Source organism: Borrelia turcica IST7 (assembly GCF_003606285.1).
In the GTDB taxonomy this organism is placed as follows: domain Bacteria; phylum Spirochaetota; class Spirochaetia; order Borreliales; family Borreliaceae; genus Borrelia; species Borrelia turcica.
This window is the reverse complement of the sequence record NZ_CP028884.1, coordinates 230,324-242,751: the sequence shown is the minus strand read 5'-3', so window position 1 is coordinate 242,751 and position 12,428 is coordinate 230,324. Positions and strand designations below refer to the sequence as shown.

At 29.8% G+C, this 12,428-nt stretch carries 10 protein-coding genes; 7 read left to right on the top strand and 3 right to left on the bottom strand.

All coding sequences use genetic code 11. The features are described from left to right. Positions 1-20: 20 nt before the first annotated feature. Positions 21-1,562, top strand: a complete 1,542-nt coding sequence (gene rho / locus DB313_RS01170; protein ID WP_120104037.1) for a transcription termination factor Rho — start codon at positions 21-23, stop codon at positions 1,560-1,562. A 59-nt stretch (positions 1,563-1,621) separates the two neighbouring features. Continuing rightward, positions 1,622-1,867: a type B 50S ribosomal protein L31 gene (locus DB313_RS01165; RefSeq protein ID WP_120104036.1), complete on the top strand. Its 246-nt coding sequence runs from the start codon at positions 1,622-1,624 to the stop codon at positions 1,865-1,867. 23 nt (positions 1,868-1,890) lie between these two features. On the opposite strand, the gene DB313_RS01160 is transcribed toward DB313_RS01165, so the two are convergent. Together DB313_RS01160 and DB313_RS01155 are read right to left on the bottom strand one after the other, a co-directional pair. Further along, positions 1,891-4,812 carry an insulinase family protein gene (locus DB313_RS01160; RefSeq protein ID WP_120104035.1) on the bottom strand — a complete coding sequence of 974 codons (2,922 nt, stop codon included), beginning with the start codon at positions 4,810-4,812 and terminating at the stop codon, positions 1,891-1,893. Continuing rightward, positions 4,809-5,528 (bottom strand): hypothetical protein, encoded by a 720-nt coding sequence (locus DB313_RS01155; protein WP_120104034.1) that lies wholly within the window; start codon positions 5,526-5,528, stop codon positions 4,809-4,811. The genes DB313_RS01160 and DB313_RS01155 overlap by 4 nt, the downstream gene beginning before the upstream one ends. Positions 5,529-5,677: 149 nt before the next feature. On the opposite strand from DB313_RS01155, the gene serS reads away from it, so the two are divergent. Beyond that, positions 5,678-6,952, top strand: a complete 1,275-nt coding sequence (gene serS, locus DB313_RS01150; RefSeq protein ID WP_120104033.1) for a serine--tRNA ligase — start codon at positions 5,678-5,680, stop codon at positions 6,950-6,952. Here serS and dusA read toward each other — a convergent pair. After that, a complete protein-coding gene (gene dusA / locus DB313_RS01145; RefSeq protein WP_120104032.1) occupies positions 6,942-7,949 on the bottom strand; it encodes a tRNA dihydrouridine(20/20a) synthase DusA in 1,008 nt (335 codons plus the stop codon). The genes serS and dusA overlap by 11 nt on opposite strands. Positions 7,950-8,024: 75 nt before the next feature. On the opposite strand from dusA, the gene DB313_RS01140 reads away from it, so the two are divergent. The 4 genes from DB313_RS01140 to DB313_RS01125 are packed head-to-tail and all read left to right on the top strand — an operon-like array spanning position 8,025 to position 12,415. Then, complete coding sequence (locus tag DB313_RS01140; protein ID WP_120104031.1) at positions 8,025-8,711, top strand: SIMPL domain-containing protein; 687 nt, start codon at positions 8,025-8,027, stop codon at positions 8,709-8,711. A gap of 20 nt (positions 8,712-8,731) precedes the next feature. Next, positions 8,732-9,433, top strand: coding sequence for a 6-phosphogluconolactonase (locus DB313_RS01135; protein WP_174220832.1), 702 nt, complete (start codon positions 8,732-8,734; stop codon positions 9,431-9,433). Beyond that, positions 9,420-10,637 (top strand): flagellar motor switch protein FliG, encoded by a 1,218-nt coding sequence (locus tag DB313_RS01130; protein ID WP_120104029.1) that lies wholly within the window; start codon positions 9,420-9,422, stop codon positions 10,635-10,637. The genes DB313_RS01135 and DB313_RS01130 overlap by 14 nt, the downstream gene beginning before the upstream one ends. Beyond that, positions 10,637-12,415: an alanine--tRNA ligase gene (locus tag DB313_RS01125; RefSeq protein ID WP_120104028.1), complete on the top strand. Its 1,779-nt coding sequence runs from the start codon at positions 10,637-10,639 to the stop codon at positions 12,413-12,415. The genes DB313_RS01130 and DB313_RS01125 overlap by 1 nt, the downstream gene beginning before the upstream one ends. Positions 12,416-12,428: the final 13 nt, after the last annotated feature.

Genomic DNA, 12,428 nt, shown 5'->3' with positions numbered 1-12,428 from the left:
TTTGTCTCATAGAGGAGATTATGGATAAAAAATTTGAGGAATTTGATTTAGAGGATGAAATGAAACGTTTAAATTCTTCTAAAGAGCTAAAAATTGAAGATAATTCAAAGAAAAAGATAGTTAAAGTTGTGGCTAAGAAAGAAGCTTCTAGTTTATCTAAAAAATCTGATGATGAGCGATTGAGGGTAGTTAATGGAGTTTCTTCAGATTTTGATTATGATATATCTAATCCGGACTTAGAAAACAGTATTAAAACTCTTGAACAGAGTAACATTGTTAATTTTTTAGGCGGCAAGGATAGCATAACTATAAACACTCTTTATGATAAGCCCATTACTGAGGTTAGGAAAGTTGTTGAAGGCCTTGGAACTAACCATACTATTGCAGTAACGATGAAAAAGACAGAGTTAATATTTTTACTTGTTAAGATATTAACAGAACATAATATTAGTGTTTTATTTACTGGGGTTCTTGATGTTTTAAGTGATGGATATGGATTTTTGCGTACAGCATCTAATTCTTATCTTTCAGGAGGTAATGATGTTTATGTTTCACCGTCTCAGATTAGGCTTTTTAATTTAAGGACAGGTGATATTTTATATGGGCAGATTAGGTCTCCAAGGGATGGCGAGAGATTTTTTGCCATGATTAAGATTAAGAGTATTAATGACCAAGATCCTACGTTTGCACAAAATAGAATACCTTTTGATAATTTAACACCTTTATATCCTAGTTCAAAGTTAGATCTTGAATATGAAAATTGTAATATTTCTACAAGGCTTATTAATCTTTTTGCACCTATTGGAAAGGGACAGAGAGCTTTAATAGTGTCGCCCCCAAAGGCTGGAAAAACTACTTTGCTTCAAAAAATTGCTAATGCAATAACTACTAATTATCCAGACATTATTTTGATGATTTTACTTATTGACGAGAGACCAGAAGAGGTCACTGACATGATTCGTGGTGTTAGAGGTGAAGTGGTTGCATCTAATTTTGATGAGCAAGCTAGCAGGCATGTACAGGTTGCGGAGATGGTAATTGAGAAGGCAAAAAGGCTTGTTGAGAATAAAAAGGATGTTGTTATTCTTTTGGATTCTATTACAAGGCTTGCAAGAGCTTACAATCAGACTATGCCAACTTCCGGTAAAATACTTTCTGGCGGTGTTGATTCTAATGCTTTGCATAAGCCAAAAAGATTTTTTGGTTCTGCTAGAAATATTGAAGAAGGGGGCAGTCTTACCATTATTGCTACCGCTTTAGTTGATACTGGAAGTAGAATGGATGAGGTTATTTTTGAAGAGTTTAAGAGCACTGGGAATATGGAACTAATCCTTGATAGGAGTTTGGCAGACAGAAGACTTTTCCCTGCTATTAATATTAAGAAATCAGGCACAAGAAAAGAAGAATTGCTTTTGAATGAGGAGGAGCGTTCTAAAATTTTACTTATTAGAAAGATTTTAGGTGGTGTTGATGATTATGAAGGTGTTGAGGCTTTGGTTGAAAAGATGAAAAAAAGTAAAAATAATGAAATTTTCCTAAAGACTATGAGTAATGGGGATTAATAAAATTGACTTTGTTTTTAATTTAAATTAAACTTTAATTAAGTTAATAGAGAGGCTTTATGAAAAAGAATATACATCCTAAAAGTAATTTGGTAGTGTTTAAGGATGGGTCTAATGATACAATGTTTTTAACTAGATCTACTTTAACTTCAAAGGAAACAATTAAATACAGTGATAATAAAGAGTATCCATTGATTACTGTCGAGATTACAAGTAAGTCACATCCTTTTTATACAGGTCAGCAAAAATTTGTTGATGCAGCAGGTAGGATTGATAAGTTTAACAAGAAGTATAAAAAAGCTTAAAATTATTCATTTTTCTTATTTAATTAATATATTTTTTTTACCTTGTATTGTTTTCCAATAAGCTCTTCTAGCTTTTCTTTTTCATTCTCGTACGTTTCATTATTGGTAAGAGAAGTCATGCTATTTTTTTGTTTTAGCTGATTTAATACTTGTTCAGATACATTTTTAATGTCTTTTATTGTTATTTTAAAGTAAGAATTTCTAATATTTTGTCTTAATTCGTCACTAATGTTTAATAGTTTTCTCTTATAGCTTTCAAGTATTTCTCTTGATTTTGTTTTGACATTAGTACTAAGGCCGATTACTCCTACTAAATATGTGTAGAGGTCTTCGTTTTTGATTTTATTGTTATTAGCCAATTCTTCTAACGATTTTTCAAACGCTTGGTATGTCTTTACAAAGTTAGGATCTCGATATGATGCAAAAGAAAATATTCCGTTTGTAATTGATGCGAATGCTCCATAAGCTCCACCCATAACTCTTATTTTTTCCCAGAAAATTCCGCTTTTTAATATATGTGCTAAGAAGTTTATTTTTGGATAATTTTCATCCGTTATTTTATAGCTTAAAAAGCTCATGCAATTGAAAGATATTTTTGATGGAATAATAATTATTTCTTTTAGTGGCTCATTTACTGCCCGTATTGTACTTAAGGTATTTGCATAAATTTTTTCAATTAAACTTTCTTTTAATATAAATAATTCGCCTTCCAATTTTTTAATCACATCATTGGTGTTCCCTATTATGAGAGATGAAAAATTATTTTTTAAAATTATTTTGTTTTTTATTTTTTCTAAACTGTAAGCAAGTTCTTTGAGGGATTCTATGTCTGTTTTGATTTTCTGCCAAAATTCTCTTCCTGTAACTCCTAATTGGAGTTCTCTTAAGTATTTGTTTAAACTTAGCTTTGATTCTGATCTTGTTATTGCGAAGGTATGTCCTTTAGGGATTAAGATTGATTTAAAATCATTTTTAAGACTTAAGACTACCTCTTTTAATCTATCGTAATCATGAAAATTTACATTAATTAAAATTTCTTTAATTAATGTAAATGATTCTTTTATTTTGTTGTTAAATGATTTAAAACTTATGTTAAATAAATTGATAATAGTACCATTAATATCTTCTTCATAACTTTCATATATGTTTAATTGTCCTAAAGTATTTTGAATTTTATTATTTAATTCTACATAGGAATAATTTTTAGTAGATAAATCTTGAATAGCTCTTTTAAACAAAGAGAGAAGTATAAAATCTTCTTTTTCTAAAAAGTCTAATTTAAAAAATAAATATACATTAAAAATGTTGTTATTATTTTTTAATTCGAACGTATGTGTCTTAAGTTCGGAGATTTCGTTAAGAATTAAACTTTTTTCAACTTCTTTCGGTAAATCCTCTATTTTAAGCATTGGAAGTTTACTAATATCGGACTTAAGATCCCTCTTTTTTTGATAATTTTTGAATTGATTGTAGTCTTTTGTGAATTCTGCAAGTTTTTCGGGATTTTTCTTAATTTTAATCTCTCTATCCAGCAATTTCTTTTCAATCTTCTCTTCCATTTCCTTAAGAGTTTCATCTGATGGGGTGAAATTAATTAATGTGTAATGATTGTTATTGAGTAGATAGTTTTCTATTAAATGCTCAAAGTAAGGTTCACCTTTTTCTAGTTTATTTTTAATCTCATCCAAATAACAATTAAGTTTTAAAGTATCAGAGGGATGCATTCCATGTAACCATCCTTTAAGACTTTTAATCATTAATGAGATAGCCAGTCCTTGTCCTTTTTCTTCTTTTAGTTCAAATTCATAACCAAAAAGAATACCCTGTATTAGTTCTTTTGGAATTTTTACTTTAACAAGATTTTTAAGTTCACTAAAAACCCTATTTTTGAATTCTTCCACTTTTCCTGGAATTACATTTTGTAATCCAAAAGAGAATACACATTCCCTTATATCTGTGTTGATTCCACTAATGTCATCTATTCCGTCCCCAATTTTGCTCTTTAGCATGTTTATAGTGAATTGGCAAGAATCGTCTAGGAGAATTTCTGATAAAATTTCAAGTCCAATATTGTCTTTTATATCTTGAATATCAGCACATAGCCAATTTATTGCGTATACTCCGAGTGTATTTTCATTTTCTTTTGGAATGCAATAATTTAGTAGTTTACCTTGTTTCCATCTTTTTGTTTTATCTACATTATAAGTAATATTTAATTTTTCTTTTTTATAAGGTCTTATTATATATTTTTCAATAAAATTGAGGTTTTTATCGGTTTCAATGTTTCCAAATAAAAATATTTTGCAATTTTCAAGCGTATAGTGTTTGTTATAAAATTCAATAAATTCTTCATAAGTAAGGTCAATAATATTAACAGGATTGCCTCCTGAGTCGTATTTATAAGTTCCTTCACAAAATAAAGAATTAGTTGAAATTTCGTTAATTAAAGAATTTCTACTAGAATAAATACCTTTCATTTCATTTAAAACAATTCCAGATAATTTAAAGTTATTGGGATTAATATTATAACCTTCTTGCATAAAAGCTTCTTTTTTAAGCAATGGATTAAAAACAGAATCAGCGTATACTTTAAATAAGTTAAAATAGTCTTTCTGTAGGGTGGATGCTGCTGGGTATAAAGTTTTATCTGGAAATGTCATTGCATTTAAGAAAGTATTTAAGCTTCCTTTCATCAAATAAAGAAAAGGATCTTTTATTCTATATTTGTTTGAACCACAGAAAATTGTGTGTTCTAAAATATGAGCAACTCCAGTATTATTTAAAGGAAGTGTCTTAAATGCTATGCCAAAAGCATTTTCTTTAAATGTATTGCTTTTAAGTTCAAATATTTCTAAACCACTTTCATGTTTAAAATAACATCCTTCAGCATCATATTCTTCCAAGTAGGTTTTTGAGATTAAGCTGAAAATTTTTTTTCTCTTCATTTTTGATTGATTTTATCCTTAATATATCTTGCTATTTCCTCTTCACTAAATTCGAATATATTATCTGTATCTTCTGTGTCATCTAAATTGAATACATAAGGAGGTAATTTTATTACTATGTTTTTATTCTCAAAATAAATCACTGCTTGCTGTAAATCGAAGAGCAAGTCGTTTGACTGTGCTTTTTCTTTAATTTTCTGAGTAAAGTAAGGAAAGGCCTCCTTTACTTCAATGATGTCGTCTATGTTGTATATATAATCTCCAGTGTCACTAATATAATAACTTCTATAATTTGTGATGGATATGTCGTTTATATCTTGAGTTGCAGATAATATTATTGTATATATGTTGTATCCATGGTAAATTTCATAATCTAGCTTTAAGCTTGGTTTGTTAGAATCTTTTTTAGGAGTTAAAGATATGCTTTCTAGGTTTTTGACAGTTTCATTTGCATAATTTTGAATCTCGTCATTGAATTCTTGAAGGCTATTATTTTCTGTTAAATTATGTACTACTTTAGGTATTCTAATTTGGTATTTAAACAAGTCCGATTCTTCTTCTGCGGAAATTGATGAAATAACTAATTCATCAGTCTCATTGTAACTTGCGCTAATATCATTAAAATTGATATTTTTAGGTTTTTTTGTACAACTTGTAAAAATCATTAATAAAGATATTAACATGAAAATTTTTTTTACTGTTGGTGATTTAACCATAAAGCAATTTTTCTCCCTGTAAAGTTAATCTATTATTATTCTCAAATTATTATATAATAATTCTTATGCTAATTAATATAGATTATTTTAAATTTAAATTGTCTTTTAGTTTAGTTAGTTTTAGTTAAATCTATTTTGGGAGTTCCTTAATGCTTGATTTGAAGTTTATAAGAGATAATTTAGATCTTGTTCGTAAAAATCTTAAAGATAGAGGTCTTGAATTAGATATTGACATCTTAATTGTTCTTGATGATGAACGCAGGAAGCTTGTTACTAAGATAAGTGAACTGAGTGCTGTTAGAAATGAAAATGCTAATGCTATGAAGGGGGAAGTTGATGATTCTATTAGGCAATCTTTAATAGAAAGTGGCAAGGCATTAAAATTGGAAATTACAGCCTTAGAGGAAAAGTTAGAGCATATAACGTCTAAACTTTTAGTTGAACACAAGAAAATTCCAAACATTTCTGCTCCCGATGTGCCTGTTAGTGATAGTGAGGAAGGAAATGTTGTAATAAGAGACTCAGGAGTCATTCCAGAATTTAGTTTTAAGCCAAAAGATCATATAGAAATTGGAGTTAATTTGGGTCTTTTTGATTTTGAGAAGGCTCGGGAAGTAAGTGGTAATAAGTTTTATTATCTTAAGAATGAGGGTGTTTTTTTAGAGCTTGCATTGATTAATTTCGCATTAAATAAACTTAAGCTTAAAGGGTTTGATTTATTTATCACACCTGATGTTGCAAGGGAATTTGTAGTTGATGGAATTGGATTTAATCCTCGTGGTAATGAGAGTAATTTTTATAAAATTGAGAATACAGATAAATATCTTATTGGTACAGCTGAGATTACTCTAGGCGGATATTATTATAATACGATACTTGACCTTAAGTCTCCAATAAAAATGGCAGGACTTTCACATTGTTTTAGGAAAGAAGCTGGGGCGGCTGGGCAATTTTCTAAGGGTCTTTATAGAGTCCATCAATTTAGTAAGGTTGAAATGTTTTGTTTTTGTAGGAGTGAGGAGTCTGAACATATTCATAATGAATTTTTAGCATTAGAAGAGGAGATTTTTAGTGAGCTTGAAATCCCTTATAGAGTTTTAAATGTTTGTACTTTTGACCTTGGTGCGCCAGCTTACAAAAAGTATGATATTGAGGCTTGGATGCCGGGTAGAGGAGAGAGGGGAGAATATGGAGAGGTCACTTCCACTTCAAACTGTACAGATTATCAGTCAAGACGCCTTAAGATTAGATATAAAGAAGAAGGTCATAATAAATTTGTGCACATGGTGAATGGAACAGCAATAGCTTCAACAAGAGCTATTATTGCTATACTTGAAAATTTTCAAGATGAAAAGGGAGGTGTTAGAATTCCTAAGAATTTGGTTAAATATACGGGATTTGATTATATATCACCTAAGAATTAGATTGTAAGATGTTATCTTTTAAGTTTTCAATTGCTTTTAGAAGTATTTCATGATTTTTAAGATTTTTAGGAAAGGGTGCTGTTAGGGCTTGTCGGAATTTACAAGCACCCTCTTTGCCAAACATTATTCCCATTATATGTTTTAGTACTGTATTGATTGAAAAATATTCATTGTATTCTTTAATATATTCTGCCATTTTTAATAATATTTCCCCTCTTGTTGGGATTTGTTCTTTTTCTTCCAAGAATTCTCTTGAAGCTGTTGCAATGAAATAAGGATTTTCTGCTGCTGCTCTTCCAATCATGACGGAATCTACATGTAATAAATGTTCTTTTATATGTTTGTTATTATTAATCCCTCCATTTGTTTCAATAAATAAATTTTTATATTCTTGTTTTAATTTATATACAAATTCGTGTCTAAGACTTGGAATATTTCTGTTGTGTTTAGGAGAATATCCATTTAGTATTGCTATCCGTGCGTGGACAATAAAATTTTTTATTTCAAATGATGCAATTTCCTCTACAAATTGTTTAAGCTCTGTGTAAGTTTCCTCACTATATTCTCTCTCATTATCCCTTATTCCTATTCTGTTTTTGATTGAAACTGGCTTATTTGTATTTTTTTTCATAGCTTCTAGGATTTTTGCTACTTGGGTTGGTGTTTTCATTAAGCAGGCTCCGTAATTAGCATGCTGTACTCGAGATGATGGACAGCCAATGTTGAGATTATATTCATCAAAATTGAATTTGTGTTCAAGAATTTCTATTGCTTTAGCAGCATCATTTTCACAGTTTGTTGCTATTTGGATTGCAATTGGAGAATCGGTAGGTGTTTGCTTTACGACCTTGTTTAAATTTCCCATTATGATTGACTTTGCGGAAATCATGGGAGTATATAGAGTAACTTTTTTTGAAAATAATCTTATTAAATATCGAAAATGTTCATCAGTAATATCTACCATTGGTGCTATTGATATTTTTCGTTTTATTAACATTACATAATATGTTAAAATAAGTTTCTTAATTTAACAATTTGTTTTTTAAAACAGGCAGGAGGAAAAGTTGTAGTGATGGTTAGGGTATTAGTTTTATTATCATCATTAGTATTTTTATTATCATCATTCATCATATCTAATGGTATAAAAAATATTGGGACTAAGAATGAAAATTATATTACTGTTAAAGGTTTAAGTGAAAGAGAGGTTATGTCAAATTCTTCAAGTTGGAATTTACAATATGAGTTAGTTGGAAATACTGTGGATGAAATTAATAGGTTAAATAATGCAAATTTGATGGCAGTAAAAGAGTTTTTTGTTAGTTATGGATTTAATGAAAATGATATAAAGATTGGATCTATGAATTTTAATATTGGGAATTATCAAGGAACTGTTTATAAATATAGTGCTTATGCATCTTTAAATGTTCATACTAAAGATATTGATAAGATGGAACAGGCAAGTAATAATATTATTAAGCTTTACAATAAGGGAGTACTTTTAACTAGTAATGTTGGCCCAAGTTATTATTTTGATAGGATTAATGATGTTAAGCCCGAGATGTTGGCAGATTCCATTAAAAAGGCTAAATTAGCAGCTTTAGAGTTTGCAAATAATTCAGGTGCTACTTTGGGAAAAATTAAAAATGCAAATCAAGGATACTTTGAATTTCTTCCAGTTGATAGAAGCTTAGGAAGTCATGAGCTTTATTCAAAGAAGATATTAAGAGTTGTTACTACAGTTTCTTATTATTTAGATTAAGATTTATTAAAGGAAGGATAATGGAATTTTTATATTCTAATAAAGAGAGTGATTTAAAGAAGAGATTTTTTGATTTTTTTTTAAATAATGTTAATCAAGATGATTTTACTAGTATTGGGATTTGTGGCGGACGCAATATTATTTCTTTTCTAAATGTTTTTGATGAGAATAATTATTCTCTTAAAAAATCTCATTTTTTTTTAGTAGATGAGAGATGTGTTGATTTAAATAGTGATGATAGTAATTTTAAGCTATTAAGTGAGGGTTTTTTTTCTAAAATGATAGAAAAAAATTTAATCTATAGTTCTAATTTGCATCCATTTATTTATAATGAGTTTGATGAAGTGTCTTCTATTCATAGTTATAATATTGAATTCAATTCTAGGTTTACAAGATTAGATATTAGTATTTTGTCTGTTGGTGAGGATGGACATATTGCCTCCCTTTTTCCTTCAAGAAAACTTTTGTTTTCTGAGATGGAAGGATACCAGTATGAATATGAGGCCCCAAAACTTCCGTCTAAAAGAATAAGTTTAACTCCTAAATCTTTGAAATTATCTAAGTCTTGTGTTTTGCTTTTTATGGGAGATGAAAAGAAGGCAGCTTTGGAAAATTTTTTAAATGCAAAAATTTCTTTGCGGGAATGTCCAGCTAAGATTTTTGATGTATGTTCTCGTTTGTTAGTTCTTACAAATATTGAGGGGGTCTATGCAGGACCCTAGACTTTCTAAATATCAAAATGCGAAAAACTTAGGAGCTAAAACTTTTAATAAGATTGATAAAGAAAATTTAAGTAATAAAGTTTCTGATACTGAAATACAGGGTTCAATGCTTAAATCTTGGATCAATCTTATTAAGAGAGATAAGAGTATGCCTTTAAATGAACAGGACTCTCTTAGAGGGAAAGCTCAAAAGCTAGGATTTATTCGTAAAGAAAGTAAGGTTGCAAAAATCGCAAAGTATTTTTTAGCTATTGGTCTTGAAAAATCGGCAGAGATTATGGCTGAGCTTGATGATGCTCATATAATCTCAATTACCAAGGAAATAGCAAAAATTAAGTATATTACTCCTGAAGACAAAAAGAGAATTATTGAAGAGTTTGAAGAGTTAGTCAGGAATGAGACCAAATTTTTAAAGATTGACGATAAATTTACTTATGAGTTGTTAAATAAGTCTTTGAGTAAATCAAAGGCAAAAGAGATTTACAAAAGGGTTACAGGAGTTGATCCTTTCCTACCTTTTGATTATTTATCTAGTGTTGAGCATGAGCAACTTTGGTCTTTAATTAGGGCTGAAAATGTAAAAACTCTCCTTATAATATATAATTACTTAGCTAAGGAGCAGAAAAAGTATGTTTTTTCTATGCTAGAGGAAGATATTAAGAAACAATTTATTAAAGAACTTGCCAAGCCAAGACAATTCAATATGGATATGGTTGAGACTATTTCTAATAGACTTAAGAGTAGGTTTGAAATGCAGGGTAGACTTAAGACTGAAAAACTAGATGGTTCTAAGATATTGGTTGATATTTTAAGCTATATGGACTCTGAGGATGAGAAGAATCTTTTAAATAATATTGACATGAAGGCTTTTGATCCTATTAAAGATAGTGAGATTAAGGAAAAGATATTTGATATTGATGTAATATTGCGCATTGCGGATAATGATATGCATAACATTTTAAGGGAATTTACAGATAACAATATTGCGATGATTATTAAGGATAAAAGAGATGAGATTAGGAATAAGATGCTTTTAAATGTCTCAAGGAGGCGTAAAGAAATTATTTTAGAAGAAGAATCTTTTTTAAAGAAAGTAAAGAAAAAGGATGTCAAGCAAATGACGACATCCTTTGTCAGTTATATTAAGGAATTGACTTTAAAGGGCGAATTAATAATATATAGAAAAAATGAGGAGTTTATTTAGTGAAACTTGATGAGCTACGTAGAAAGTATATAGAATTTTTTAAGAGTAAGGGACATTGTGAAATATCGGGTAAGTCTTTAATACCTGATAATGATTCTACTGTACTTTTTAATACAGCGGGTATGCAACCTCTTGTTCCTTATCTTCTTGGAGAAATGCATCCATCTGGAGATATGTTAGTTGATGTTCAGAAGTGTTTAAGGACAGGAGATATTGATGAAGTTGGAGATTTTAGTCATTTAACTTTTTTTGAGATGCTAGGGAATTGGTCTCTTGGTAGTTATTTTAAAGAGCTCTCTGTAAAATATAGTTTTGAGTTTTTAACTTCGCCTAATTATTTAAATATTCCAAAAGATAAACTTTATGTTAGTGTTTTTGAAGGTGATGAGAACATTCCACGAGATACGGAGACAGCTGGTGTGTGGGAGAGCCTTGGCATACCTAAGGATAGGATATTTTATCTGTCAAGGGAGCATAATTTTTGGGGCCCTGTTGGGAATGTGGGACCTTGTGGTCCAGATACTGAAATATTTGTTGATACGGGAATAGATAAATGTTCCAGTGAATGCGATATTACATGTTCTTGTGGTAAATATTTTGAAATATGGAACAATGTTTTTATGCAATATAGGAAGGATGAGGAAGGACATTATGAAGAATTGGCTCGAAAGTGTGTGGATACAGGTATGGGAGTTGAAAGAACAGTTACATTTTTGCAAGGAAAATCTTCGGTTTATGATACAGAGGCTTTTACACCCATAATAGAAAGGATTGAGCAAGTTTCTGGAAGAGTTTATGGACAAAATTTAGAGGATGATAGGGCTATTCGAATAATTGCAGATCATATTAAAGCGAGTTGTTTTATTTTAGCTGATAATTTTGCAGTTCTTCCTTCTAATGTGGGACAGGGTTATGTTTTAAGAAGAATCATTAGGAGAGCTATTAGATATGCAAAAAAACTTGGAATAGAGTCTCATTTTTTAGCAGACCTTGTTGATTCTGTTGAGGAAATTTATAAATCTTTTTATAAAGAATTGACAGATAAGAAGGATTTTATTAAGAATGAGCTTGGTAAAGAAGAAAAAAAATTTTTTAAAACCTTGCGTCAGGGTGAGCAAGAATTTGTTAAACTGGTTCAAAAATTATCATCAAAGGAAATACCTGGTGAGTTTTCTTTTAGACTTTATGATACTTATGGATTTCCTTATGAGATAACAGAAGAACTTGCGTCTGAGCATGGGTTTAATGTAGATAAAATAGGATTTGAAAAACATTTTAGAAAGCATCAAGAGGTTTCTAAGAAGGGAGGTGATAAGGTTTTTAAGGGAGGACTTGCTGATTGTACATATGAAACCACTAAGTTACATACAGCCACTCATTTACTACATAAGGCACTTCAATTAGTATTGGGTGAGCATGTAAGACAAAGGGGAAGTAATATTACAGCAGAAAGACTGAGATTTGATTTTAGTCATCCTCACAAAATGACAGATGATGAGATAAAAAGGGTTGAGGATATTGTCAACTTACAAATAAAGAATGCATTGTCTGTAGAAAAATCTATAATGAGCTTGGATGATGCTATGGCTAGGGGTGCTATGGCTCTTTTTGGTGAAAAATATGATGATATTGTGAGTGTTTATGAAATAGATGGTTTTTCAATTGAAGTTTGTGGTGGTCCTCATGTTAAAAATACTAGTGAGCTTGGTACTTTTAAGATACAAAAAGAACAAGCTTCTTCTTCAGGTATAAGAAGAATAAGAGCAGTTTTGCTTTGAATAATAAATGGTA